Raw genomic sequence first — 26055 nt, forward strand, 5'->3', positions numbered from 1 at the left:
CCTCTTTTCTCTTATTTTAGGAAATATAGAAGCATAATCACAAATCCCTTGTGAAATTATTTAAAAAAAGCCGCTAAACAGTATTTAGCGGCTTTTTTTAATCTTTTCTCCATTTTTTAGTTTCTTCAAAAACATGCTCCAAAATCTTAGCCTCTTTTTCATCAAACTCGACATTCCGTCTGGACATCACTATTTTGGCGGTCTCAAAGGCCTTTTTGGTAATATAGGTCGTAAATCCTGAAGCTCCGCCCCAAGAAAAACTCGGCACAAAGTTCCTTGGAAAACCACTGCCGAAAATATTAGCGCTCACGCCGACAACTGTTCCTGTATTAAACATGGTGTTAATTCCGCATTTGCTATGGTCGCCCATCATCAGTCCGCAAAACTGCAAGCCGGTTCTTGCAAAACCTTCTGTTTCGTAGCTCCACAATTTCACTTCCTCATAATTATTCTTGAGATTAGAGTTATTACTATCAGCTCCTATATTGCACCATTCGCCCAAGACAGAATTCCCTAAGAATCCATCATGCCCTTTGTTAGAATATGCAAAAAGAACCGAATTGCTGACTTCTCCGCCAATTCTTGAAAACGGTCCTACAGTCGTAGCTCCATATACTTTAGAAGCTAGCTTTACCTGCGCTCCTTCACACAAGGCAAATGGCCCTCGAATGACAGAACCTTCCATGATTTCAGAGTTCTTTCCGATATAAATTGGTCCTGTAGAAGCATTTAGAGTGACAAATTCCAGCTTTGCTCCTTCTTCAATAAAGATATTTTCTGGCGAAATTACATTGACGCTTTTCGGGATAGGCTGTGAAACCCTATCTTCTGTCAGCAGTTCAAAATCCTCACGGATTGCGGTATCATTTTTCTTGAAAATATCCCAAGTATGCTCGATTGTAAGACAATCATCGTTGTATTCTATTATTTCGTAATTGTCAAAATCAACTTCTTCCTGGCTGTCTTCGGAAAAAAAAGCAATTACTTCTTCACCTTTAAAAATAGCCTGATTTTTCTCTAACGACTTTACCATTTCGGCCAAAACTTCATTAGGAAGAAAAGAGGCATTGATCATGATGTTTTCCTCCATTTCTACCATCGGGAATTTTTCCATCAAGTATTCTTCCGTCAGGCTCGTGGTCGTATAGCCAAGGTATTTTTCCCACTTTTCACGAATGGTCAGAATCCCTACACGAATATCGGCAACAGGGCGGGTAAATGTAAAAGGCAATAAGGCGTTTCGAACGGTTCCGTCAAAAAGTATGTAGTTCATCTTGTTTAGTTTATAGTTGATAGTTATTTAGTTGATAATTTTAAATCTGTGATTTTGGGTTTCTGATTTTAGACTTAGGAACTCAAGGCCTTAGGAACTTTGCTCCTTAAAATCTTAGTCTCTTAGAACCTTAACTCCCCAAAGTTACAAAGTAAAAAGAATAAATTGCAAATAAAAAAGCCTCCCGATATGGAAGGCTTTTTCTTATTTTGAAACAAGCAAAAATTATTTTGCGTGTTTAGCGTATTTCGTTTTGAATTTGTCGATACGTCCTGCAGTATCAATCAATTTAGACTTACCTGTGTAGAAAGGGTGAGATGTTCTTGAGATCTCCATTTTTACAACCGGATATTCAACTCCTTCGTGAATGATTGTTTCTTTTGTTTCAGCTGTAGATTTAGTGATAAAAACATCTTCATTAGACATGTCTTTAAAAGCAACTAATCTGTAATTCTCTGGGTGAATTCCTTTTTTCATCTTATTTGATTTTTATTCGATTTAATTATAATTCGTCTTGAAGCTTTTCATGTTGAAAAGGTATAAACTCCTTATAACTTTTTAATTTTTAAACTTTTATTATTTTGAGTCTGCAAATTTACAATTATTTTTCAATAAACAAATCTTTCCTTCTCTTTTTTTTCTAGTATTATGAATTGATTTTTAGCGTAGTGTAAATGCGGATTTCTTATATTTGTAGATTAATTCTTAAATAGAGAAAAAATGAGCGAAATTACATCTCCTGCTAAATCGGCAGTTCAATATGGATTATTTTTTGGAGTAATTATAATTTTAGAATTTGTGATTCCTTATGTAATGGGACTAGATCTAATAAAAAATCAAGCTCTTGGATTAATAATCAACCTATTGAATTATTTGGTCCTGCCTATTTTATTTATAAGTTTAGCAATAAATAATTTCAAAAAGAACATCAATAACGGCTTCCTTTCTTTTGGCCAAGGGCTAAAAGCAGGAGTTTCAGTAACTACAATAGCAGGTTTACTATCAGCAGTATTTATGATTATCTTCTTTCTGATATTCCCAGAATACGGACAAGAAATCTTAGAAAAAACAAGAGAAGTGATGGTTGAAAAAAATCCCAACATGACTCAAGAGCAACTAGACATGTCGATTTCAATGATGGAAAAATTCACTAAACCGTATATTGTTGCCCCTTTTACAGTAGCCATGTATGCTTTTCTTGGCTTAATTTATTCACTTATAATTAGTGCAATTCTAAAAAATGACAAGCCGCAAGGTTACTAATAAATGAATCTATCCATTATTATCCCTCTTCTCAACGAAGAAGAATCTTTAAAAGAATTACAGCAGTGGATCGAAAAGGTCATGACTGCTAACAATTTTTCCTACGAAGTCATTTTTATTGATGATGGCAGTACCGATAATTCATGGCCAATTATTGAGGAACTGTCAAAAGAAAACCAAAACATAAAAGGAATCCGTTTTTTGCGGAATTACGGAAAATCCCAGGCTTTGCACGCCGGTTTTGCAAAAGCACAAGGCGATGTCATCATTACGATGGACGCTGACTTACAGGACAGTCCGGACGAGATTCCTGAATTATACTCGATGATTATCGACCAGAAATACGATTTGGTTTCTGGCTGGAAGAAAAAACGCTTCGATTCTGTCGTTTCTAAGAACCTTCCTTCCAAATTATTCAATTGGGCCGCCCGAAAAACCTCTGGCGTAGCGCTGAATGATTTTAACTGTGGATTGAAAGCTTACAAAAAAGTAGTCGTCAAAAATATTGAAGTTTCTGGCGAGATGCACCGCTACATCCCCGTTTTGGCAAAAAATGCCGGATTTGCAAAAATCGGCGAAAAAGTTGTAGTACACCAGGCTCGAAAATACGGCTCCACGAAATTTGGCATGGAGCGCTTCATCAACGGTTTCTTAGATCTGATCACGATCTGGTTTCTTTCCCGATTCGGAAAAAGACCGATGCACTTGTTTGGAGCATGGGGCGTGGTAATGTTCTTGATTGGCTTTTTATCAGCCGGATATATCGGTTTCATGAAGCTTTACAGGCTTTATGACAAACAATCTACCATATTAATTACGGATAACCCATGGTTTTATATCGCCTTGACTACCATGATTATCGGAACACAGTTGTTCTTAGCCGGCTTTTTAGGCGAAATAATACTAAGAACCAAAAATAACGAGGAACGTTATAAGGTTTCTAAAGAAATAAATCTTTAAATTTAAAGTTGAATTTTAAATTTTAAATCCCGAATGCACATCGAACAAAATATATTAGACAAAGTAAACATCTGGCTTTCGCCTGTATTTGACGAAAAAACACATAAGGAAATCACAGAAATGATGACTTCTTCTCCAAAAGAATTAGAAGAAAGTTTCTATAAAAACCTTGAATTTGGAACTGGCGGCATGAGAGGAATCATGGGCGTCGGGACCAACCGTATCAACAAATATACGCTTGGCAAAAATACGCAGGGAATTTCTAATTACATGAAAAAGGTATTCCCAAATGAGCAGTTAAAAGTGGCTATTGCTTACGATTGCCGCCACAACAGCGATACGCTTGCAAAAGTAGTCGCTGATGTTTTTTCCGCGAATGGAATCAAAGTGTATTTGTTTTCTGAAATGCGTCCTACTCCAGAATTGTCATTTGCACTAAAATACCTGAAATGCCATGCAGGAATTGTCCTGACTGCTTCGCACAATCCACCTGAATACAACGGATACAAGGTCTATTGGCAAGACGGAGGCCAATTAGTTCCGCCGCAAGATGCCGAAATCATACAAATCATTGAAGCTTTAGGATATGACCAGATCAATTTTAAGGCGAATGAGAACCTAATCGAGTATATCGACAAAAAAATAGACGAAGCTTTTGTGAAGTCAACCATTGAAAACGCAAGTTTCAACACTCCTTCTGAGGCCAAGAAAAATCTAAACATAGTCTACACTTCACTTCACGGAACTTCTATAAAATCAATTCCTGAAGTTTTGTCAAAAGCCGGCTATACAAATGTCAATATTGTTCCAGAACAGGCTGTGCCTGATGGAAATTTTCCTACCGTAAAATCTCCAAATCCAGAAGAACCGGAAGCCTTAACTATGGCGTTGGCGTTGGCAGAAAAATTAAATGCAGATCTTGTTGTAGGTACAGATCCCGATTCTGACCGTCTTGGCGTAGCTGTCAGAGACAATGACGGCAAGATGATTTTACTAAACGGAAACCAGACAATGGTCTTGATGACTGCATTTTTATTGGAGCAATGGCAAAAAGCAGGTAAGATTACTGGAAAAGAATTTATCGGATCGACTATTGTTTCTACGCCAATGATGATGGAATTGGCCACGGCCTATGATGTAGAATGCAAAATCGGCCTGACCGGATTTAAATGGATTGCTAAAATGATCAAGGATTTTCCCGAGCTGAAATTTATCGGCGGTGGTGAAGAAAGCTTCGGATTTATGGTCGGTGATGCTGTTCGTGATAAAGATGCCGTAGCCGCAACCTTATTGGTCTGCGAAATTGCTGCTCAAGCAAAGGCCAATGGAAGCTCACTTTATAAAGAACTTTTGAATTTATATGTAGATTTTGGGTTTTATAAGGAATATCTAATTTCAATAACCAAAAAAGGAATTGAAGGCGCTGCAGAAATCCAAACCATGATGCTACAGCTGCGTCGAAATCCTTTGAAAGAAATCAACGGGCAAAGAGTACTGATGGTTGAAGACTACGAGAATTCAACTGCAAAGAACTTATTTTCTGGAGAGACAGAAACATTGGAAATTCCAAAATCCAACGTCTTGATTTATTATCTGGAAGATGGCACAAAAATATGCGCTCGACCAAGCGGTACAGAACCTAAAATAAAATTCTATTTCAGCGTAAACGAACCACTAGAATCGGTCGAAGATGCCAAGAAAGTGGAAAAAAATCTAGATCAAAAAATAAAAAATATCATTGCAGAAATGCATCTGCAATAATTCATCAATAAATTAATGGATGCAAATTTAAGAAAGTTAATCCCTTTTGCTTTTCGGTATAAAAAAGACATTGTTTTAAATATTGTCTACAACGTTTTTTATGCTTTTTTCTCAACAATTTTAATGGTTTCAATGATTCCAACATTAAATGTATTGTTTGGGCTTAACGAAAAAGTTTTCACAAAACCTGAATATACAGGAATTGAAAATTTAAAATCATTTTCCGAAGATTATCTAAATTATAAAGTTACCCAATTTACAGAAAATAGCGGCTTTGAATACGCCATGATTTTTGTAATTTCTATTATCATCGTAACTGCATTTTTAAAAAATTTCACAAACTACTTAGCATCCTATCACATAACTCGGCTTAGAAATGGCGTTTTAAATGATTTACGGGAAAAATTATACCTTGTAATTATCAATCTTCCTATTTCTTATTATTCAGAAAAAAGAAAAGGAGATGTCATGTCGAGAATGCTGGGCGATGTTAACGAGGTTAAAAATGCATTTTTTCAAGTTTTGGAGCTTGTAGTTAGAGAGCCGTTAACGATTGTATTCTCAATTGCAGCCATGTTTTTTATAAGTGCTAAACTTACATTGTTTGTATTTTTATTTATTCCAATTTCTGGCTTTATCATTTCTAGAGTCGGAAAAAATTTAAAAACTAAATCAACAAGAGCTCAAGAAGAAAACGGACTACAAATATCAATCTTAGACGAAACATTAAGCGGTTTGAAAGTAGTTAAAGGCTTTAATTCTGAAAATGTTTTTATATCAAAATTTAATTTGTCTTTAAAACGATTATTACGTTTATCAAATAGCATTGGAAACAAAAATAATCTGGCTTCACCTTTAAGCGAATTTTTAGGGATTCTAACCATTGCCGTTCTATTATGGTATGGCGCACAATTAGTTATTGTAGACAAATCTTTGTCACCAACAACATTCATTGCTTATATTGCTCTGGCATATACGATTTTAACTCCAGCAAAAGCAATTTCAAAAGCCTCTTATCAAGTAAAAACAGGGCTCGCTGCAGCTGAACGTGTTTTTACATTAATGGAAGAAAAAAATGCAATCACAGATAAACTTGATGCTATTGAGAAAAATACTTTCGAGGACAACATTCATATCGATAACATCAATTTTAGGTACGAAAAAGAAAATGTCCTCAAGAACTTCTCGTTAGATGTCAAAAAAGGACAAACCGTCGCTTTAGTCGGACAATCGGGAAGCGGAAAAAGTACTATTGCCAATTTGCTTACCCGTTTCTATGATGTTCAAGAAGGGATTTTAAAAATTGACGGCGTAAATATAAAAGACATCACTATGAAATCTTTGCGAGACCTGATGGGACTGGTCACACAAGATTCTATTTTATTCAACGATTCTATAAAAAACAACATCAAATTAGGCAAACAAGACGCAACTGATGAAGAAATAATTGACGCGTTGAAAATCGCCAATGCTTATGAATTTGTAAAAGATTTGCCTCTAGGAATCAATACAAATGTGGGCGACAGCGGAAACAAATTATCAGGCGGACAAAAGCAGCGATTGAGCATTGCTAGAGCGGTCTTGAAAAACCCTCCGATCATGATTTTGGATGAAGCCACATCGGCTCTAGATACCGAAAGCGAAAGATTGGTTCAAGTTGCATTGGAAAACATGATGCAGAACAGGACTTCAATTGTAATCGCACACAGGTTATCCACCATCCAAAAGGCGGACAAGATTGTCGTCATGCAGAAAGGTGAAATTGTAGAACAAGGAACCCACGACGAACTGCTAGCCAAAAACGGAGTGTACAAAAAATTGGTAATGATGCAGTCCTTTGAATAACAAACCCTAAATTATGTATCAGAATAATCCAAACATAAGCCTTCCGGAAAATAGCGACACAGTCGTTTGGAAATATTTGGATTTATCTAAGTTCCTGGACCTGTTGTTGTCCAAAAAACTTTTTATGTCACGTTCTGATAAATTTGAGGATCAGTATGAAGGTACTTTCAGCGAGCCTACGTTTGAGGAAATCCGGAAAATTTCTGAAAACAATCCTGAATTTCTAGACGTATACAAAACCCAGAGAAAAAATGTAGTCATCAGCAGCTGGCATATTAATGAATATGAGTCTTTTGCCATGTGGCAGATTTTTACCCAAAACAGCGAAGGACTAGCCATACAATCTACAATCAAGAGAATACAGGAATCGTTGCATTTGGAGAAGCACTACGAACAGCACATTGGTGAAGTAAATTATATCGATTATAAAAAAGAATACATTCCTTTCGATGATGATTTCTTCCCTTTTCTTTTCAAACGCAAAAGTTTCCAGTACGAGAGAGAAGTTCGAATCATCTCAAATCTTTCTTCTCATAACCTTACCATCAACGAAGGCGTCAAAATAGACGTGGATATCAACAAACTAATTGAAAAGATATACATACATCCAAAATCAGAGAACTGGTATAAAAACCTCGTAATTCAGCTCGTAGGACAGCTTGGCTTCGACTTTACAATCGAGAAATCAGATTTAGAAAGCGATATCTTGATTTAAGAATAAAAAAATCCCCAAGTTAAGTGCTTAGGGATTTTTATTTAGGCTCCGTTGTTTCCAATCGGATCATATTTTTCAGTTTTCCAATCAGGAGAAAGCAATTCTACATAATAATAATGCACTAAATCGTCTTTATCAAAAGCTCCATTTTTGTTAATGTCTTCGATAGTCCTGTAATACAGCCTATTTTGAGCTTCAACAATATTCCAATCAATCAATTCTTGGTAATCTTCTGAAAGTTTATGGAAATGCTTTCCGTTAAATTCGCTGATGTAAAGGCATTTGATATCGTTTGCATCTAATTTTCCGTCTTTATTCGTATCCATGTCGACCAAAGAGTAAACCAAAATCTGCTTTTTGGTCTTATCTGAAATCGTATTTAGGAAAGTAACCGTCTGCATTTGTATTTTCTTATCCGTAAGCGGTTTCAAGGCTGTAGAATCAATATGCTGGAATTTGAGGTTTTCAAAATAACCCGTCAGTTCAAAACGATTGTAGTTTGAAATCGCGTAGCTTACAGAATTGGTCTTGCTTGTCCCGTAGGTCTTTGTGTTTCCATCATAGATACGAACATCGCCAATGGCATGAATCAGATATTTGGTACCTTCCATATGAATCGGAAGATCAGCAATTTTTATCTGTGAAGAATCTGCTTTTGCAGTAACTTTTTCAGGCTTCGTATCATAAATCACCTTCGGAGTTTCCTTCTTTTCTTCGCAGCTAGCCAAACAAGCTAATGCTACTGCTAGTATATATATTGGAAATTTTCTCATTTCTTAAGCTTAAATAGTCATTCAAATATAAAGATAAAACTTCAGAATTTCAATTTATAATCTTGCCGTCAGCTTAATATTGAAAACCCTTGTGGTCATATAATTCGGAATTCCGTACTGCACCTTCGTATAAACATCTCTAACCCAAGTATTTGTTATTGCATTTTGGTTATTGAATAAGTTGAATATCTCCAATCCTAAAGACAAATCTTTGAATTTCTTCAGCCAATGTCCGTCAGGTCTTGTTTCGTTTTTCTCTGTAAAGACATAGGAAAAACCTACATCTGCCCTGCGGTAATCACGCAAACGGCTTTGGTACACATACGGATCAGCATAGGACGGAGAGCCGCCTGGCAGGCCAGTATTGTACACAAGGTTCAGATATAATTTCAGGTTAGGAATGTTTTTCACATAATCTTGGAACAAGATGCCGAACTTCAATCTTTGGTCTGTTGGTCTTGCTATGTAACCGCGATCGTTTATATTTTCTTCTGTTTTCATGTATCCGAAACTGAACCAAGATTCGGTGCCAGGAACAAATTCTCCGTTCAAGCGCGCATCAAAACCTGTAGCATAGGCCTTGGCATCGTTATTGGCGCTGTATCGGATTCGTACGTTATCAAGCGTGTAGGTATTTACATCTGACATTGATTTATAATAAGCCTCCGTGACCAGCTTAAATGGTCTTTCCCACATCTTGAAACTATAATCATTGCTCAAGACGACATGTATCGATTGCTGTGCTTTCACATCTGGATTTACCAAACCGTCAGCACCACGGAGTTCTCTGTAAAATGGCGGCTGGTGGTACAAACCTCCCGACAGGCGGAAGACCATATCGCTTTCCCAATCAGGTTTTATGGCAAACTGGGCTCTTGGGCTGAAAGTCGTCTGATTTTTTCCGTCTATATCATCTCCAGAAACTTGCCAATTGTGGGCTCTTACACCGAAGTTATACCAAACATCATGGCTTCCAAGCATGCTTTTTTTGCTCCATTGTACATATCCAGAAAGCCTGTCGATTTTTGTATAATTTAAAGCTCTTACATTTTGATACGGCACTAATGGTCCTGTATACGGATTGTACGGCTGATCGCGAATTGGCAAATCAATAATCGGCGGATTTAATGAAAAACCTGCAGAGTCGATGACTTCCCACTCCACAATCCTATCGCGAATATCCTCACGGGTATATTTGAAGCCCCACTCTATCTTATTTTCGTTAATGTTATGGAAACCCTTTACTTCGGCATTTACGATCAACGCATCCAGATCATTTCTGGCATGGTTTAACTGAGAACCGATTTCTTGTGTATAGACGATGTTTCCTAAATTTCCAGAGCCAATGTTTGTGTCCAATTCGCCAAAGCTATAATCGGCTTTGATATCGAAATATTCTTGTTCTTGGGTATGATAAGCGGAAGCAATAAACTTCAAGGTGAAATCTTCGCTTGCCTTTAAAGTTGTTTTTAAAGCCCCGAAATAGGTATCGTATTGGTCTTTTTCTTGTCCTTGATAGAATACCAGTAATGCTTTCGGATCATCAATCGTTCCGAAATTGGTCTGTCTTGTCAAAGGTTCGTAGTTGTATTTGTTTTGGGAAATGTTCCCAAGAAAGCTCCATTCCCATTTGTTATTCGGATTATAGGTCACATACGTCTGTACATCGGCAAACGTAGGCCTGAAATTGGTCTCAGTTTCTTGACTGTTTACGAAAAGACTGTTATCTCGGTAACGCACGCCTGTAATCGCAGCCCATTTTTGATTTTTTGAAGCGGTTTCGACCATCAGGCTTCCTCCTAGAAAACTAGCTTCTAGAGAAGCACCGAAGCTTTTAGGTCTTCTGTAGGTAATATCCAATACAGACGACAGTTTATCGCCATACTTGGCTTGAAATCCTCCGGCAGAAAAATCTACATTCTGGATCATGTCGGTATTGGTAAAGCTCAATCCTTCTTGCTGGCCCGAACGAATCAAAAAAGGACGGTAGACTTCAATTTCGTTTACATATACTAAATTTTCATCATAATTTCCGCCTCGGACAGCATATTGCGTACTTAATTCGCTATTGGAATTTACGCCTGGCAATGTTTTCAAAAGGTTTTCGACACCTGCGTTAGCACCGGGAATCAATTTTATATCTCTAGGAGCAATATTGGTAATTCCTTCTACTCTTTTTCGGTTGTCATAAATCTCGACAGTACCGATCATCTCAACCTTTTTGCTTAAGACAGGATTGAATTCAAAATCTTCGTTAGGCTTCAACTCAATATCCAAAGAGGAACTTTTATTTGCTAAGTGCGAAAAAACAATTGTTATTTTTTGGTTGGCCGGAACCGTCAGTATGTAAAATCCATTTTCGTTAGAAGTCGTCGAGGTATTTTTATAGCTGACATCTACATCTTCGACTGGCTGGTTGTTTTCATCTAAAATAACACCTTTAATTCTAGCGGTCTGTGCGAATGCGGCCAAGCCTATAAAGAAAAAAAGGACTGCAAATAAATTATTCTTTGTTTTCAAATTATACTCTTTTATTGTTGTTGACTTCTAAAAAAATGCGACTCAAAGGTAGTAGAATTTCCCATATTATCAGAAACAACTATTTTTAAATCATTTCGCCCTTCATCAGCGATATTGTCCTCAAAATTATACGAAAGCTTTTTAGTTTTGTAATCGTATTCTAACAAAATCCATTTTCCGTTCAGATATCCGTTATATTCTGCGATTCCAGACATATTATCGGATATATAAATTTCTAGGAATTGCTGCTTGCTGATCCATTTGCCTTCTACAAAATTTGGATTGCTGATTTTCGGCGCAATCGTATCCCTTGCTAAAACGAATTCACCTAAATCTTTAGTATACGTCGTAAAAATATTTCCTTTTCGATAAGTCTTATTATAGCCAAGACGTTTTCCTTCCTTGGAAGCGATAAACATTTTTGCTTTGTCAGCCTCGGAAGAAACTGCATCTTCAAAAGTCATGGTGATATTATTATGCACAGGAACAGCTTCGTTATGGAGATACAGCACCGTGTCTTTTACATCAAAATCAAGGTAGAAATCTTCATAAAAAGTTCCGGCCGGTACAAAAACAGTAACATTGTCTTTTGCATAACTATTGTCTTTTCGTGCTTTTAGAAAAAAGCCGGAGCGCTTTTCTTCCTTCGGAACGGTTATCGGCAAGGATGAATATTGAATTGGAATGTTGATAATGCTCTTGTTTTTATTAAAATCAGAAACTTCAACTTGAAAATTCTGATAAAGATTAGGAAGCACTTCAACCATCCCATAAGTATTGTTAGACGTTATGATGCTCAAAAGATACGGCTCGATCATAAACAGCTTTTGCACCCTTTGACCGGTCCTCTTGAATCTAGAATAGTCAATCAGCGCATTAATGTAACGTCCTTCATCAAAAGCAAAAGAATCAAATTGGTAACCGAAAAAAGGTTTTCCGTTACACAATCCTTGCACTTTAAACACCCCATTTTTGTTATAACTGTTGTCGAAAAGATCGTAAGTATTGACACCAAATCCAATTTTTCCGTTGGCAACAATTTTTTCTGCGATGTAGCTGCCGTCTTTCTGTAGCGAAAGATTGACTTCCATCGGCCGCTGCATCTGGTTTACGCTAGAACTGTCGCCGATAGGATACACTACAAGATTGTTAATTACAGGAGGCCTAGTATCTTTTATCTGTATGTCAAATCCGAAAAACATCGGATTAATTATCTTTTCTGTTTTTGAATCACGAAATTCAAAATGTAAATGCGGTCCGCCAGATCCGCCCGAATTTCCAGATAATGCGATAATATCTCCCTTTTTAACCACAAGTTCATTTTCTGCAGGAAACATTTCGACTTCAAATGCTTTTTGAGCGTATTGGGCTTTTTTGACATACGCCTCGATTGCAGGGGAAGCTTTTTGAAGATGCCCATAAACAGTGGTATAGCCGTTGGGATGCGTGATATAAATAGCTTTTCCGTAGCCCCATGTAGAAATTTTTATTCGGGATACGTAACCGTCAGCCGCCGCATAGACATTCAATCCTTCTTTTTGCTGCGTCTTGAAATCAAGTCCGGTATGGAAATGATTTCCTCTCAATTCTCCAAATGTTCCAGATAAATAAAGTGGGATATCCAAGGGAGAACGAAAATAATCTTTTGGATAGTCGTTTTGTCCAAAAACCGTGAGGGTAAATAATAAAAAAATTAGGCTAAATCGCATAGTAAAGGTTTTTGCTAATATAAAAAAAAGCGTGAAGAAAATATAGAATTTTCCGAAATTATAACTCCTTATTTTACAAATTATTACAACAAAAGGTTCGATTAAAAAGATAATTTAAGGAAAAATATTGCAATATTTAAATAGGAATAGTAACTTTGTAAATTATGTAATGAATATTGACTCCAATGAGTGAAATTGCGCAAATCATTGATACTCTTGAAAGCAGGCTTGAAAAACTCATCGCAAAAATTGAGGGTTTGGAAAAAACATCACGCGAACTGCAGCAAGAATTGAATCAGGCCGCAATAGTGATGCAGAAACAGTCGAAAGAGATCGAAACGTTGAAATCACAGCATGACACACTCAGAATAGCCAATTCATTATTAGGCAGTGAAGAAAATAAAAGAGATACAAAGCTTAAGATAAATTCATTAATCCGTGAAATTGATTACTGTATAGCACAGCTTTCAGATTAGTAATTATGGACGAAAAGCTTAAAATTAAAATATCAATCGCAGACAGAGTCTATCCCTTAACAGTAGACATGTCACAAGAAGAAGGGTTGCGAAGCGCTTCCAAAAAGATTGATTTAATGATTAAGCAATTCGAAGAGAATTATGCGGTTCGTGACAAACAGGATGTTTTGGCAATGTGCGCCTTGCAATTTGCATCGCAATTAGAGCAGAAACAAATCGATTCTTCGACAGATAATGTTGAAGCCAACGAAAGACTGAAGAAGATTAATGATTTATTAGCAAGCTATCTAGATAAATAAAAAACGTTCTTTAACATAGACTAAAATACTGCCTACATTAGTTCATATTTGGTAAACTCAACACTAACAAATTAAAATGAGCAAATCATCGTTACTAAAGCAAGCTGCCTTGAGCAGATCCTTGAACAGCGAGTTAGCTCAAAACTTGTCTTAACGAGTTTATACAAGCAATCTAATGTAGGCTTTTTTTATATATAAATTTCAACAAACATGGACAGTACATTAATTATAATTATTTCAGGAATCGTAGGCATCGCAGCAGGTTTTGCTATTGCAAAAGTGATGGAAAGGAGCAACGTTTCCAACCTGATAAAAAACGCCAAAAAAGAGGCCGCATCGATTTTAAAAGATGCAAAAGCAGAAGCCGAAACCAACAAGCAGCACAAAATCCTGCAAGCAAAGGAGAAATTCATCGAACTTAAGTCAGAGCACGAACAAGTAATCTTGGCTAGAGACAAAAAAATAGCAGAAGCAGAAAAAAGAACAAGAGATAAAGAATCTCAAGTATCAAATGAACTAGCAAAAACTAAAAAGGCGACCGATGATCTTGAAGCAAAAATCAACGATTATTCTAACAGAATCGAATCGCTAGAAAAAAAGCAAGCTGAAGTAGACAGATTACACAAAAGCCAAGTAGAACAGCTTGAAGTTATCTCTGGATTGTCTGCCGAAGAAGCGAAAAACCAATTGGTTGAAAGCTTGAAAGCTGAAGCAAAAAGCAGCGCTATGTCGCACATCCAAGAAACGCTTGAAGAAGCCAAGCTTACGGCACAACAAGAAGCGAAGAAAATCATTATCAATACAATCCAAAGAGTCGGTACAGAAGAAGCTGTCGAAAACTGCGTTTCTGTATTCAACATCGAATCGGATGATGTAAAAGGACGAATCATCGGCCGTGAAGGTAGAAATATCCGAGCTTTGGAAGCAGCAACAGGTGTTGAAATCATCGTTGATGATACTCCAGAAGCCATTATCCTTTCTTGCTTTGACCCTGTACGTAGAGAAATTGCTCGTTTGGCATTACATAAATTGGTAACCGACGGACGTATTCACCCTGCCAGAATCGAAGAAGTAGTAGCCAAAACCGCTAAACAAATTGATGACGAGATTATCGAAGTTGGTAAGCGTACGGTTATCGATTTAGGAATCCACGGATTACACCCAGAATTGATTAAAGTGGTAGGACGAATGAAATACCGTTCTTCTTACGGACAAAACTTATTACAACACTCCCGTGAAGTTTCTAAGCTTTGTGGAATCATGGCAGCTGAATTAGGACTGAATGTTAAACTGGCAAAAAGAGCCGGATTATTACACGATATAGGAAAAGTGCCTGATACGGAAAGTGATCTTCCACACGCATTGTTAGGTATGCAATGGGCTGAAAAATATGGCGAGAAAGAAGAAGTATGCAATGCAATTGGAGCGCATCACGACGAGATTGAAATGAAATCATTGCTTTCTCCGATCATCCAAGTTTGTGATGCTATTTCTGGAGCGAGACCTGGAGCCAGAAGACAGGTTTTAGACTCATACATCCAACGATTAAAAGATCTTGAAGATATTGCTTATGGTTTCCAAGGAGTGAAAAGCGCCTATGCGATCCAAGCAGGTAGAGAATTGCGTGTTATCGTAGAAAGCGAAAAAGTTTCTGATGATAACGCAGCAAACCTTTCTTTCGAAATCTCACAGAAAATACAGACTGAAATGACTTACCCTGGACAAGTAAAAATCACGGTTATCAGGGAAACAAGAGCTGTAAATATTGCGAAATAATTTACAGAATACATCTAAAAAAAGCTCCTCATTTATTTGAGGAGCTTTTTTTAGTTTAGGAATATCCTGCAGATATCTTCAAGACAGACAGGCTTCAGGAAATAGTCTTTTACTTCGTTAGGAAAATCTTTGGCCTTATTCAAATCGAAAGGGCTGTTAGAAGAGCTTACCATATAAATTACGGTTTCCTTATTCAGCGATCCTTTGATCTTTTGGAATTCTTCCAGAAACTGCCATCCGTCCATTACTGGCATATTGATATCCAAAAGAATCAGGTCTGGTAACGTAGTTCCGTTTTTGGAATTTTCTTTTAGGCCTTCAATTGCTTCCTGCCCATTTTCAAAAAAACGTGAATTGACCTCTATATTATTCTTTTTCAATAAATTTTTTAATATAAAATGGTAGATTTTATCATCATCAACCACGAAAACATCATTAAACTTTTTCATTAAAATATATTTTAAATGCAGTTCCTTCCCCAACTTTGCTTGTAACTTCAATTTTTCCACCCATGGCTTCGACCTGATTTTTTGTTATAAAAAGGCCAATTCCTCTAGAATCCGGATGCTGATGAAACGTCTTATACATCCCAAAAAGCGAATTCCTATATTTATCCAAATCTATCCCGAGTCCATTATCTGAAATCGTCAGTACTTTTTTCCCTTTTTCATAGGTCAGCTGATAGGTGATTTCCAACTGTCTGTCAGGATGGGAATATTTGATCGCATTTGTCGTAAAATTCAAAAGAATGCTTTCCAAATAAGCCGGGTTATAATTTATATACACGTCATCCGGAATCAAGCTTATGATTTTTACATTATGCTTATTTATCTTTTCGCTCAGAACATTCAGCGTTCTCTGAAAAAACTCATTCAGATTCAGGTTTTCTCGAGCAATCTTTATTTCTGTGTGTATGCTGACCAATTCGTTCAGATGTTCTATTGTCTGGGTCAATTCGTTCGAAATTGTTCTCAGGTGCAACAGCGTTTCTTCGCGTTCTTGAGTATCCTGAATATCGTCAACTAGATCAAGAAGCATCGTAAAATTCCCAGCATGCGAACGCAAATTGTGCGAAACGATATGAGCGAAATTCAATAACCTGCTATTCTGTTCGCTTACGATATCAAGCGTTTTTTTTAACTCATCTTCTCTTTCTTTTTGAGAAGAAATATCGGTATGCGTTCCTATAATTCTTAACGGCTTCCCGGCTTTGTCGCGTTCAATTACCTTACCGCGGTCGAGTATCCACTTATATGTTCCTTTTCGCCCCTGTACTCTATGCAGGTTTTCATAAACTGCGGTCACTCCTTTTAAATGCATGTCGATATCCGAAAGATATTCCTTCCTATCGTCAGGATGCACTTTTGAGGTACAGTTTTCAAACGAATTGATTCCTTCTTCTTCATCAAGATCAAGAATTTTCATCGACTGCTCAGAATAGAAAACCGTATTGTTTTGGAGGTTCCAATCCCAAACACCGCCCATAGAAGCTTCTAGTGCAAACTCAAAGCGTTTTTCAGATAAGATCAGTCGTAATTCTTGTTCTTTGTTTGCCGTAACATCGGCAATTCGTCCATAAAATACGACACTCCCATCTTCTAAAGCTTCAGGTTTTGCCGAGCCTTTCAGCCAGCGGATTCCTTTTTTCGGAAGCAGAACCCTATATTCATGGTTCCATCTTGTTAAGGTATCCCTTGATTTTAGGACTGATTTTAAAAATCCTTTCACGTCTTCCTTAAGAATGCGATCTGTTATCACGACTCCAGCATCATGCTCAAGATAATCTTTTTCGAACCCGTAAATCTCCATAGCGGAGTGGCTTACAAATGGCATACTGTAAGTATTATCCTTTTCAATTTTAAACTGAAAAATCAGATCTGGAATTTCTTTCAGAAGCTTTTCATAAAATTGATTCGAAGTGTAAGATTCATCTGAATTTACGTAATTCTCGAATGGCATTAAAGGTTAACATATTGGTTAGGTGGCACAAAAGTATATACCAAAATGTCAAATCCATATAGGAAAAACACAAAATCGTTTAACGGTTATTTTCTTGGATGAAATGCATTCATAACTTGGGTAAGATGCCTTCTGTCGAGGTGTACATAAATCTCTGTAGTCGTAATCGATTCATGTCCAAGCATCAATTGGATTGACCGAAGGTCTGCCCCATTTTCTAAAAGATGGGTAGCAAAAGAATGCCGAAATGTATGCGGGCTGATTGTTTTTTTAAGATTGATTTTTACCGCCAAGTCTTTTATTATCGTAAAAATCATAGCCCTTGTCAGCTGTTTTCCTCGTCGGTTAAGAAACAGCGTGTCTTCATGACCTTTTTGAATGGAAAGATGCGATCGTATCGAAGTCTTATACATATCGATATACTTCTGCGTAAGATTTCCGATTGGGACAAAACGCTGCTTGTCACCCTTTCCTTTTACTTTTATAAAACCTTCTTCAAAAAAAAGGTCCGAGATCTTGAGAGACACTAATTCCGAAACCCGCAATCCGCAACCGTAAAGTGTTTCCAGCATGGCCCGGTTTCTTTCGCCTTCGTTGGAAGACAAGTCTATCGCGCCGATAATCTTGTCAATCTCATCCGTTGACAATGTATCGGGGAGTTTTCTGCCTATTTTGGGGATTTCTACAAGTTCCATCGGATTATCATTTCTATAATCTTCAAAAATCATGTAGCTGAAAAAACTTCTCAATCCCGAAATGATTCTTGCTTGGGAACGAGGATTTACCGTTTTCGAAATATCGTAAATAAATTGCTGTATCACTTCTTCAGAAATAGCAACAGGACTTACATTTATTTGATTTACAGAAAGATACAAAACAATCTTTTCTATATCAAACGTATAATTGTCAATCGTATTTTTTGACAAGCCACGCTCAATCTTTAAAAAAGATTGGAAATTTTTAATGTATGTCTCCCAGTTTGCCATTTGCTGAATGTTGCCGAATTACTATGCTGGCATAATAAATGTACTTGTTTGTCTACTAACAAAAATAATCTAATTATGAAGCTATTAAAAATTATTTCGACAAATGTGCTTTTGATTGGCGGAATGCTATCTTTTTCGACTCAAAAAGTACAGGCCCAATCTGATGGCTCATTTAATAAAGCTGGATTTGGAGTAAAAGGCGGTCTGAATTACGCCACGATTACAAAAGGTGACTTTGATGAAGGTCCTGATGCCAGGACGAGTTTCTATGTAGGTGCTACGGCTGAAATTCCGCTGATAGATGATTCCTTTTCGATTCAGCCCGAAGTTATTTATTCAAGACAAGGTTTTGAAAGGAATTATTCTTTTTTAGGAAGCGATTATACTGCAGAATACCAATTGGATTATATCAATGTTCCTGTATTGGCAAAACTGTACATCGTAAAAGGATTTAGTATTGAAGCTGGTCCTCAGTTCGGATTCAAGATTAATGAGAAAATTGATTTGGATGCTGGCGACGACGATGAAGGAAATGATTTGGATGAAGTAAATGATTTCGATATGGGATTGGCAGCAGGCCTGACTTTTCAATTTGACGGAGGTTTGTTCATTAATGGAAGGTACAATCACAGTTTTAATGAAGTTATCAAAGATTCTGATGCTAAAAACTCCGTTATACAATTCGGATTGGGATATAAATTTTAACATTTCCCATTTCTCCACCAAGTTTAGATAATATAAAATTTAAAAAACAATCAAAAGTTTATATCTAAACAAAAAAATATTATATAATAACCATAAATTATAAACTTTTACACTTAAAATAGTTAATTTTTTGTGAATTATGAAATATTTAGAATTTTAAGACCATTCTTAAATCTAAATTTGACTTACAAACCTTAATTAAAAAAAGAAGATTATGAAGCTATTAAAATTAATCACAGCAGGCTCAATTTTATTGACGGCTATGACAGCAAACGCGCAAGAAGCAGACAACACGACGAGCAGACAACCTAGCTTGGGCGTAAAAGGTGGTGTAAATTTTGCCACCGTTACTGGAGATGATTTTGACAGTCCAGACTCAAGAACAAGTTTCCACGTAGGTCTTGTTGGAGAATTACCATTGGCAGATATTCTTTCGCTTCAGGTGGAAGCATTATATTCTGGACAAGGTTTCAAGTCTGATATTGACGGAGGGCTTATAGGCGGCGATGGAAAAGTAGAATACCAACTTGATTATATTAATGTGCCTGTGTTAGCGAAAATTTATGCTACGAGAGGTTTAAGTTTTGAAGTCGGACCACAGTTCAGCTTTAAGGTAAACGAAGAAATTGATTCTGATGCAAATGACGACGGTGGCGATTTAGATTTAAATGAAGCCAAAGACTTTGATTTCGGAATTGCCGGCGGTATTACTTTTCAAACCGACATGGGACTTTTCGCAACCGGAAGATACATTTATGGCGTAACCGAAATTGTGGAAGATACAGATGTAAAAAACTCTGTTTTTCAAATCGGTATTGGATATAAGTTCTAATACAATCAAAAAGCTATAAAAGACAAAGCCTTTGGAAATTCCAAAGGCTTTCTTTTTTAATTAGTTTCAAGTCTAATAAATTATTTTCTTAGCCACTTTTGCTCCTTCAGCAGTGACTACCTGAACAATAAGTACCTGTTCTGTCGGAGGCAAGCTTTTGATGATGGTTTCCGTAGCATTGATCTTCTGGCCATCAAATAATAGCCTTCCTTGAATATCAAAAACTTTGACTTCCCCAATTATGGCTAATCCAGCATTTACCACAACACTTTTGTCTTTTTTATAGATAATAATGCTTTCTGCATTAAATTCTGGAACTCCAAGTGCGTCATTCTCATACACAATCTTGAACCTGCTATCAAAAGTTCCTATGCTAGATGTGAAACTGTAAGGACCCGATTTCAGATCATGGATAACATTCAGAAGATTGTCTTTTAGATAGATATCTTGAGTTACAAATAATCCGTCTAACATGTCAAGGCTGATTGTGAAGGTTCCTGCAATAGTAGCCTTGATGCCCAGATCTACACTATCAGCTTCATCAAATGGCAGTGCACGTCCTTGGATGGTTAGCTTTTGTGCATTACTGATGGAATAAATTGAAACATAATTTCCTCCAAACAAATTCCCGTCAAAACCTCTATCCAAGCCATTTGTAGCACCTTCGATATATCCGATTAATGTTTGATTGAAAGCGCCTTGGCTGTTTCGTATGTTAAGCCAGAATCGATTCTTTTCAATTCTTGAATTGATCGTATTGCCATGAGGATTCGAATTTCTGAAGAATTGGTTGTTTTCATCTTGAACACGCATGTCGTTTATAAATCTTACTGGAACATTTCCAAGACCTCTTACAAAAAAGGCTTGGCCAGAAGCCAAGTATTTTGTCGGCGTTGTAGTATTGAAATTATTGCTGATTTCAGGGTGCAACGGATCTGGAGTCGCAGGCGAAGTCGCAACACCACCCGAAAGATTATACGTTGCATAATCATTAGCCGTATAATTGTAAGTCTGGTCGCCAGGAATTGCGTTGCTTGGTGCCGAATTATGCGTCCATAAATAAATCGTTCCGTCGACAGCCGCGATATTATCCGGATGCGATAAAAATTCATCTATATCTAAAGCAGATGGATATGGATTTCCCATCAAGTTCCATTTATAATCGGCTGGCAGTATACTCGTATTTCCGTAAACCGGAATTGAAATATTTGCATTATTAGGAATCCCCTCGAATGTCGCAATATAAGGTATAGCTGCCGTAGTAGAAAAACTTTGCGGTGCCCTTACGATATATCCTTTAGCATCAAGCATTGTGGTATTGCCATTCATGTGGGTTACCCAAGCTTGGCTCACTGGATTCCAGCTATAATATTTGTCTGCTAAGGTAGTAGGCGACAAATTGTGTAGCGTCTGTCCTGCAACTGGAGATGACCAATACGTAAAGTCAAGCCTTTTCATCGGCTGTGTATTGCGTTTTGCCTTGATGATTCCGATGTTTGTGTTAGCCGTTCCTGCTGTCTGTAAAAGACTTGCGGTATCTTCGAGAGTAAAGGTAGCCGCCGGTTTTATCCTTACCTGATTTGCAATGGTAATCGTATTATCAGCATTAATAACAACATTGCCGCTATTTACTTGTAAAAGACAGCCCGAAAGATCTCCTGTAGAGCTATAATTGCCGTTAAAGATTATCTTCTCTGTACCGGTTATCGGCGAGGTTCCAGTACTCCACGAAGTACCATTCCATATATTAGAATTTCCAGAAATGATGGAGGTATCGGTTGCATGGCATCCAGAACCGTTTGTTACAGTTGCAGTATAGGTTTGCGCCGTATCAGGATAAGCATAGACCGTAGCACTATTGCCTCCAGTATAAGGAGTCGTAAGCGCTGCATCTGTATACAATCCCGTTACAGGCGTCCATGCTACTGGTGAAGGAACAGAAGTTCCGGTGATTCGAATATCGTCAATATTCCAACCATAATTCCAACCCGAATAATACCTGAATCGGACTCTTAAATTAGGCTGATTGATATAAGCTGACAAATCAATATTCACTGTGGAAAAATTTGTCGGAGCTCCTTGATCGCTTGTATAGGTCTGTAATGCAGTCCAGACTCCATCTAAATCTCCATCGGTATTGACTTCAATAATAGCTCGGTCCGGTGCCTCATCATTCACATATTCGTAGTAATGCCTGAAGTTAAGAGCCAAAGAAGTATAATTATACGTACTGATAGCACCGCTCATGGTCAGGGCGTTATTAGAATAACCAAATAAATCATAAAAAGAATCAATTGCTCCAAAATTGCTTCCCGAACTTACTGTTTCATAGCTTATATACTCACTTGGACTTTCTTCAATATACCAATATCCATTTGCTGAAGATCCATAATCTTGAAGCATCATAAGCGTAGAAGTAGACACTTCAAAATCTTCGTAGAAAAGCGTATCTGTTGTTCCAGAGTTACTTCCAGTTGCTACCAACTCGATTACGCCGTCGCATAAATTCGCAGCAGCTGGAGTTACAGAAGACGCTGGGGAAGAATAAATAAAGGCATTTACCGGAAATCTAGGGCTTTCGCAAATTCCATTATAGGCCGTCACGTAATAGGTTTTTGTAGTTGTCAATGAAGGCGTCACAAAAGAACCTGTAGTTGTGGTTGCAACGGGACTACCGCTGCTTATGTATTCGTACCATCTGTATTGTGTTGTACCCGAACCTCCAACAGCCGTCAAAGTTACTGTTCCGGGACCGCAATGTTGCCCAGAAGTCGCTGTAACCGTAAGCGTACAGGTCGGGATTACGGTAATCAGGTAATCTTCTACTTCTCCATTGTTGAAAGTAGCTTGGCACGGATTATTGCTGGCATTTCTTGCCAATTTTATTCTCAATCGAGTCGTGCCAATAGTTGCGCCGGCCGGAACAGTAATTGTCAAGCTATAGGTACCACTTCCTGCAGCGGCAGTTGGTCCCGCTACGACTTCTCCTCCATCGGCAAAGTCGCCATCCTGATTCCAATCTGCAAAAAGGTAGATGCCATCATTATTATGGCCGCTTGAAGTTGTCACTCTAATTGTCGAGGTAGCTGTTCCTTGCATTACAGAAGCAATAGACCCCAAACCAGTATAATCCGCATAATTTGACTGTGTTGTCGTATTGGTAAATCCTCCGGAAACTACTCTTGAAATATATTCGTTGTTGTTGGTCGATGTTGAAGCACAATAACACATGGTAGCACTTGTAGTAAAACTCCAAGTCGTTGGCGATCCTGCTGTAGCTCCGCAAGCATTCCTTGGCACGATTCTCCAGTAATACGTAGTCGACGCTGCTAATGTGCCTGTGCTATAGCTGTTTGTTGTCACATTGCTTGTTACAAGAGCCGGTAAGCTTCCTGCACCAAAATAAACATCATAAGAAGTAGCGCCAGCCACAGAAGTCCATGTTATAGAAGTTGTCGCTCCTGTTCCTGAAAAGCAAACACCAGTAGCGGCATTAGCTGGCGATGGTCCTGATGCAGTTCCTGGCAAACTATTAACTGTAACAGCCAGACTTCCTGATCCTGTACTCCAGCAACCCGTAGTATTATTTTGGGATCGAATATAATACGTTCCACCAGTCGTTACAGCATATGTATTACCGCTGTTTGCAGTAGATGTCCCTGTTGCTGTTGTCTGCCAATACCAAGTCTGTCCGGCTGGAGGGGTCCCTGATCTTGTCAATGTGACTCCAGGAGAAGTACATTGGGGAGAATTGCTCGTCGGGTTTCCTGGATTAGCAGGCAAAGCATTTACTGTAAATGCCGTACCGAAGTTCGTTGTCCCTCCTGGCGTGGTAACGCTTACATTACCTGTTGTTCCTGTACCTATTGTAACGGTAATCGAAGTTGCCGTATTATTCGTAATTGCCGCTGCAGTTCCTCCAATTGTGACACTAGAGGTACCGGACAAGCTTGTTCCTGTTATTGTTAATGAACTTCCAACACAACCATTAGTTGCGCTGAGTCCTGAAATTACTGGAGCCGCAGGTAAGCTCAATAATGTAACTACAATATTTCCTCCGTTTCTATTTCCTGATGCATTACAATCAAATTCATTAAGCTGAATTCTATAAGTTCCTGTTGTTGCTGGTATAAAATCAATGGAAGCTCTATTGCCAGTACAGGCAGGCCCATCATCATCATTATATCCAACCGCAGTCCCTCCATTATCCCTAATTGTCATTTGGGTATCATATGTAGATGCACAACTCGAAACTCTGTAAGTTGCTCCAGCTTGCATTCCAGTAACAACAAAATTTCTTCTTCCAGCATTATTTTGATTTGGTGAACAAGAAATGTTATTTCCAACAATCGTGGGGGCAGCTGTTGTACATGCTGCATTAGTTGTATAAGCTGCACATTGTGCATAACTTACATCTCCAATTAAAAAAACGATCAAAATTAAGGCAACTTGAAAGATATTCTTAAGAGACAAACTACCATTTATCGAATGAAAAACATCTTTATTTCTTTCAAATCTAAATTCATCAATTGATAAATTATTGTAATTATTTTTCATAGTCTAGGGGTTTAACATCGAAATTTATAATAAAACCAAATGTTTTTAACATAAATTCAAACCCACAAAAGCATTTTCACAATAATTACGATTAACTACATTTCCATATCGTTCAACTACAATATTTGCCTCTTCCTGTTGATAAGTTTTTTTAATTTTTGGACAGAAAATAAAGAAATCAAGTAAGATTAAACCTACTTATTGCTATTAAAATCGTCTAATAAACACATTTATAAGAGAAAAAGTTACATTTTTCATAAAAAAATAAGAGCGATTTCCCAATTTGGAGAATCGCTCTTACCACCTAACCAACCATTAAAACAAAAACTAATTCTTCATGTATTTTTTATAATTCTCAGTATCGATTCTGGCCTTCAAATCGTGCAGCAAGCTATACAATCCGAAGAAGGTCCTATTGATATACAAAAAGTGTTTCGAGCCTCGATTACCATTCATTTTTCGTAGCTTCGAGTCTTTGCTATATTCTTCGCTAAGCTGTGCCATTTCGCCAAAAAATTCTTCATCAGAAAAATCAAAAGCTTCCCTTTGAAAAGGCTTCGTGAACAGATCAAGCAATTGGTGGAACAATTGAGAGAAATAGACTATCTCTTCTTTTGTATCATCATGTCGCAAGATTTCCAATTCATATAATTTTTCTAAGAAAAGCACCGGATTATCAATAATTTCAGGCTTCGCTAATTCAAAATAAGGAACATAAAAATCTTCTGGAACGTGTTTTATACAGCCAAAATCAATCGCAATAAGATTGCCTTTTTCATCAATCAGAAAATTTCCTGGATGCGGATCTGCGTGGACCTGTTTCAATTGGTGCATTTGGAACATATAAAAATCCCATAGCGCCTGCCCGATCTTGTCGCCTTTAGCTCTATCTTCATTATGAGCCGCAAATTCAGACAAATGTTCGCCTTCCATCCAATCCATCGAAATAATCTTTTTAGAAGATAGTTCGGGATAGTATTTCGGAAATTTCAAATTAACAATCTCGCTACAAGCTTCTGCAATAGCAACGCCTTGACGCAGTTCCAATTCATAATCGGTCTCTTCTAGCAACTTATGTTCTACTTCTTTAAAATAGCGTTCAGAATCCTTGCCTTGCAGATTAAACATCTTGATAGCAAATGGTTTTACGATTGCCAAATCAGAACTGATGCTATCTGCTACGCCTGGATACTGGATTTTTACAGCCAGCTTTTTGCCGTCTTTTGCAGCCTTATGTACTTGGCCAATACTTGCGGCATTTACTGAATCGGGCGTAAACGAATCATACAGTTCTTCGGGAAACATGCCCAGATATTTCTTGAACGTTTTCCTTACTAATGGAGCTGACAGCGGCGGTACAGAAAATTGTGCCAATGAAAATTTTTCCACGTAAGCTCTTGGCATGATATTTTTATCCATACTCAGCATCTGCGCTACTTTCAAGGCACTTCCTTTTAAGTTTTTCAAGCCGTCATAAATATCTTCTGCATTATTTTCATTCAGCTTTTCTTTCGTCAGGGAAGGATTTACGATTTTTTCGCCATAATAAGCAATATAATTACCGCCAACTTTGAATCCGGTTTTTACCAGCTGTCCGGCCCTTTCGATTTTATTTACAGGTATCTTGTCTAATGTTTTCATCTTTC

General features: G+C 37.5%; 20 protein-coding genes and 1 other RNA gene. 11 read left to right on the plus strand and 10 right to left on the minus strand.

Going from position 1 to position 26055, the window contains the following annotated elements; all coding sequences use genetic code 11:
• Positions 1 to 97 precede the first annotated feature (97 nt).
• Both GGR22_RS13045 and GGR22_RS13050 read right to left on the minus strand, forming a co-directional pair.
• Complete coding sequence (locus GGR22_RS13045; protein ID WP_182494030.1) at positions 98 to 1273, minus strand: GlmU family protein; 1176 nt, start codon at positions 1271 to 1273, stop codon at positions 98 to 100.
• 225 nt (positions 1274 to 1498) lie between these two features.
• Positions 1499 to 1750 carry a type B 50S ribosomal protein L31 gene (locus GGR22_RS13050; RefSeq protein ID WP_121376644.1) on the minus strand — a complete coding sequence of 84 codons (252 nt, stop codon included), beginning with the start codon at positions 1748 to 1750 and terminating at the stop codon, positions 1499 to 1501.
• Positions 1751 to 1993: 243 nt separating this feature from the next.
• Here GGR22_RS13050 and GGR22_RS13055 point away from each other — a divergent pair, with 243 nt between their 5' ends.
• Genes GGR22_RS13055 through GGR22_RS13075 form a run of 5 tightly spaced genes read left to right on the plus strand, consistent with a single transcriptional unit; the run spans position 1994 to position 7817 of the window.
• Complete coding sequence (locus tag GGR22_RS13055) at positions 1994 to 2536, plus strand: DUF4199 domain-containing protein (RefSeq protein WP_121376645.1); 543 nt, start codon at positions 1994 to 1996, stop codon at positions 2534 to 2536.
• A 3-nt stretch (positions 2537 to 2539) separates the two neighbouring features.
• The gene (locus tag GGR22_RS13060; protein WP_182494031.1) at positions 2540 to 3496 is read left to right on the plus strand and encodes a glycosyltransferase family 2 protein; all 957 of its coding nucleotides are present in this window, start codon (positions 2540 to 2542) and stop codon (positions 3494 to 3496) included.
• Between the two features lie 33 nt (positions 3497 to 3529).
• On the plus strand, positions 3530 to 5257 hold the full coding sequence (locus GGR22_RS13065; protein ID WP_182494032.1) for a phospho-sugar mutase: 1728 nt from the start codon (positions 3530 to 3532) through the stop codon (positions 5255 to 5257).
• A gap of 15 nt (positions 5258 to 5272) precedes the next feature.
• A complete protein-coding gene (locus tag GGR22_RS13070; protein WP_182494033.1) occupies positions 5273 to 7102 on the plus strand; it encodes an ABC transporter ATP-binding protein in 1830 nt (609 codons plus the stop codon).
• Between the two features lie 13 nt (positions 7103 to 7115).
• A complete protein-coding gene (locus GGR22_RS13075) occupies positions 7116 to 7817 on the plus strand; it encodes a hypothetical protein (protein WP_121376649.1) in 702 nt (233 codons plus the stop codon).
• 41 nt (positions 7818 to 7858) lie between these two features.
• Here the strand turns inward: GGR22_RS13075 and GGR22_RS13080 are convergent, their stop codons facing one another.
• The 3 genes from GGR22_RS13080 to GGR22_RS13090 are packed head-to-tail and all read right to left on the minus strand — an operon-like array spanning position 7859 to position 12819.
• Positions 7859 to 8590, minus strand: a complete 732-nt coding sequence (locus GGR22_RS13080; protein ID WP_182494034.1) for an EF-hand domain-containing protein — start codon at positions 8588 to 8590, stop codon at positions 7859 to 7861.
• 54 nt (positions 8591 to 8644) lie between these two features.
• Complete coding sequence (locus GGR22_RS13085) at positions 8645 to 11110, minus strand: TonB-dependent receptor (protein WP_220477664.1); 2466 nt, start codon at positions 11108 to 11110, stop codon at positions 8645 to 8647.
• Positions 11111 to 11121: 11 nt separating this feature from the next.
• Positions 11122 to 12819, minus strand: coding sequence for a M23 family metallopeptidase (locus GGR22_RS13090; RefSeq protein WP_182494035.1), 1698 nt, complete (start codon positions 12817 to 12819; stop codon positions 11122 to 11124).
• 185 nt (positions 12820 to 13004) lie between these two features.
• Between GGR22_RS13090 and GGR22_RS13095 the strand changes: the two genes are divergently transcribed.
• The 4 genes from GGR22_RS13095 (at position 13005) to rny (ending at position 15370) form a co-directional block, all read left to right on the plus strand.
• Positions 13005 to 13295, plus strand: a complete 291-nt coding sequence (locus tag GGR22_RS13095) for a hypothetical protein (RefSeq protein WP_121376652.1) — start codon at positions 13005 to 13007, stop codon at positions 13293 to 13295.
• Between the two features lie 5 nt (positions 13296 to 13300).
• Positions 13301 to 13594, plus strand: a complete 294-nt coding sequence (locus GGR22_RS13100) for a cell division protein ZapA (RefSeq protein ID WP_121376653.1) — start codon at positions 13301 to 13303, stop codon at positions 13592 to 13594.
• Positions 13595 to 13649: 55 nt separating this feature from the next.
• A non-coding RNA gene (gene ssrS, locus GGR22_RS13105) (6S RNA) lies at positions 13650 to 13755 on the plus strand.
• 49 nt (positions 13756 to 13804) lie between these two features.
• Positions 13805 to 15370, plus strand: coding sequence for a ribonuclease Y (gene rny, locus GGR22_RS13110; protein WP_121376654.1), 1566 nt, complete (start codon positions 13805 to 13807; stop codon positions 15368 to 15370).
• Between the two features lie 50 nt (positions 15371 to 15420).
• Here the strand turns inward: rny and GGR22_RS13115 are convergent, their stop codons facing one another.
• The 3 genes from GGR22_RS13115 to xerD all read right to left on the minus strand — a co-directional run bounded on the left by GGR22_RS13115 (position 15421) and on the right by xerD (position 18315).
• A complete protein-coding gene (locus GGR22_RS13115; RefSeq protein ID WP_121376655.1) occupies positions 15421 to 15819 on the minus strand; it encodes a response regulator in 399 nt (132 codons plus the stop codon).
• Entirely contained in the window at positions 15806 to 17329 is a 1524-nt protein-coding gene (locus GGR22_RS13120) for a PAS domain-containing sensor histidine kinase (protein WP_121376656.1), read from the minus strand. The genes GGR22_RS13115 and GGR22_RS13120 overlap by 14 nt, the downstream gene beginning before the upstream one ends.
• Before the next feature lie 86 nt (positions 17330 to 17415).
• Complete coding sequence (gene xerD / locus GGR22_RS13125; RefSeq protein ID WP_182494036.1) at positions 17416 to 18315, minus strand: site-specific tyrosine recombinase XerD; 900 nt, start codon at positions 18313 to 18315, stop codon at positions 17416 to 17418.
• A gap of 75 nt (positions 18316 to 18390) precedes the next feature.
• On the opposite strand from xerD, the gene GGR22_RS13130 reads away from it, so the two are divergent.
• Entirely contained in the window at positions 18391 to 19020 is a 630-nt protein-coding gene (locus tag GGR22_RS13130; protein WP_182494037.1) for a porin family protein, read from the plus strand.
• Between the two features lie 214 nt (positions 19021 to 19234).
• Positions 19235 to 19852, plus strand: coding sequence for a porin family protein (locus GGR22_RS13135; protein WP_182494038.1), 618 nt, complete (start codon positions 19235 to 19237; stop codon positions 19850 to 19852).
• A 72-nt stretch (positions 19853 to 19924) separates the two neighbouring features.
• On the opposite strand, the gene GGR22_RS13140 is transcribed toward GGR22_RS13135, so the two are convergent.
• The gene (locus GGR22_RS13140; RefSeq protein WP_182494039.1) at positions 19925 to 24409 is read right to left on the minus strand and encodes a GEVED domain-containing protein; all 4485 of its coding nucleotides are present in this window, start codon (positions 24407 to 24409) and stop codon (positions 19925 to 19927) included.
• Positions 24410 to 24736: 327 nt separating this feature from the next.
• A complete protein-coding gene (locus GGR22_RS13145; protein WP_182494040.1) occupies positions 24737 to 26050 on the minus strand; it encodes an ABC1 kinase family protein in 1314 nt (437 codons plus the stop codon).
• Between the last annotated feature and the right edge of the window lie 5 nt (positions 26051 to 26055).

This window comes from Flavobacterium gossypii (assembly GCF_014138495.1).
In the GTDB taxonomy this organism is placed as follows: domain Bacteria; phylum Bacteroidota; class Bacteroidia; order Flavobacteriales; family Flavobacteriaceae; genus Flavobacterium; species Flavobacterium endophyticum.

Excerpts from the sequence above, each read along its gene's own strand:
- GGR22_RS13045 (WP_182494030.1), bottom strand. The coding sequence starts at position 1,273 with ATGAACTACATACTTTTTGACGGAACCGTTCGAAACGCCTTATTGCCT.
- GGR22_RS13050 (WP_121376644.1), bottom strand. The coding sequence starts at position 1,750 with ATGAAAAAAGGAATTCACCCAGAGAATTACAGATTAGTTGCTTTTAAA.
- GGR22_RS13055 (WP_121376645.1), top strand. The coding sequence starts at position 1,994 with ATGAGCGAAATTACATCTCCTGCTAAATCGGCAGTTCAATATGGATTA.
- GGR22_RS13060 (WP_182494031.1), top strand. The coding sequence starts at position 2,540 with ATGAATCTATCCATTATTATCCCTCTTCTCAACGAAGAAGAATCTTTA.
- GGR22_RS13065 (WP_182494032.1), top strand. The coding sequence starts at position 3,530 with ATGCACATCGAACAAAATATATTAGACAAAGTAAACATCTGGCTTTCG.
- GGR22_RS13070 (WP_182494033.1), top strand. The coding sequence starts at position 5,273 with ATGGATGCAAATTTAAGAAAGTTAATCCCTTTTGCTTTTCGGTATAAA.
- GGR22_RS13075 (WP_121376649.1), top strand. The coding sequence starts at position 7,116 with ATGTATCAGAATAATCCAAACATAAGCCTTCCGGAAAATAGCGACACA.
- GGR22_RS13080 (WP_182494034.1), bottom strand. The coding sequence starts at position 8,590 with ATGAGAAAATTTCCAATATATATACTAGCAGTAGCATTAGCTTGTTTG.
- GGR22_RS13090 (WP_182494035.1), bottom strand. The coding sequence starts at position 12,819 with ATGCGATTTAGCCTAATTTTTTTATTATTTACCCTCACGGTTTTTGGA.
- GGR22_RS13095 (WP_121376652.1), top strand. The coding sequence starts at position 13,005 with ATGAGTGAAATTGCGCAAATCATTGATACTCTTGAAAGCAGGCTTGAA.
- GGR22_RS13100 (WP_121376653.1), top strand. The coding sequence starts at position 13,301 with ATGGACGAAAAGCTTAAAATTAAAATATCAATCGCAGACAGAGTCTAT.
- rny (WP_121376654.1), top strand. The coding sequence starts at position 13,805 with ATGGACAGTACATTAATTATAATTATTTCAGGAATCGTAGGCATCGCA.
- GGR22_RS13115 (WP_121376655.1), bottom strand. The coding sequence starts at position 15,819 with ATGAAAAAGTTTAATGATGTTTTCGTGGTTGATGATGATAAAATCTAC.
- GGR22_RS13120 (WP_121376656.1), bottom strand. The coding sequence starts at position 17,329 with ATGCCATTCGAGAATTACGTAAATTCAGATGAATCTTACACTTCGAAT.
- xerD (WP_182494036.1), bottom strand. The coding sequence starts at position 18,315 with ATGGCAAACTGGGAGACATACATTAAAAATTTCCAATCTTTTTTAAAG.
- GGR22_RS13130 (WP_182494037.1), top strand. The coding sequence starts at position 18,391 with ATGAAGCTATTAAAAATTATTTCGACAAATGTGCTTTTGATTGGCGGA.
- GGR22_RS13135 (WP_182494038.1), top strand. The coding sequence starts at position 19,235 with ATGAAGCTATTAAAATTAATCACAGCAGGCTCAATTTTATTGACGGCT.
- GGR22_RS13140 (WP_182494039.1), bottom strand. The coding sequence starts at position 24,409 with ATGAAAAATAATTACAATAATTTATCAATTGATGAATTTAGATTTGAA.
- GGR22_RS13145 (WP_182494040.1), bottom strand. The coding sequence starts at position 26,050 with ATGAAAACATTAGACAAGATACCTGTAAATAAAATCGAAAGGGCCGGA.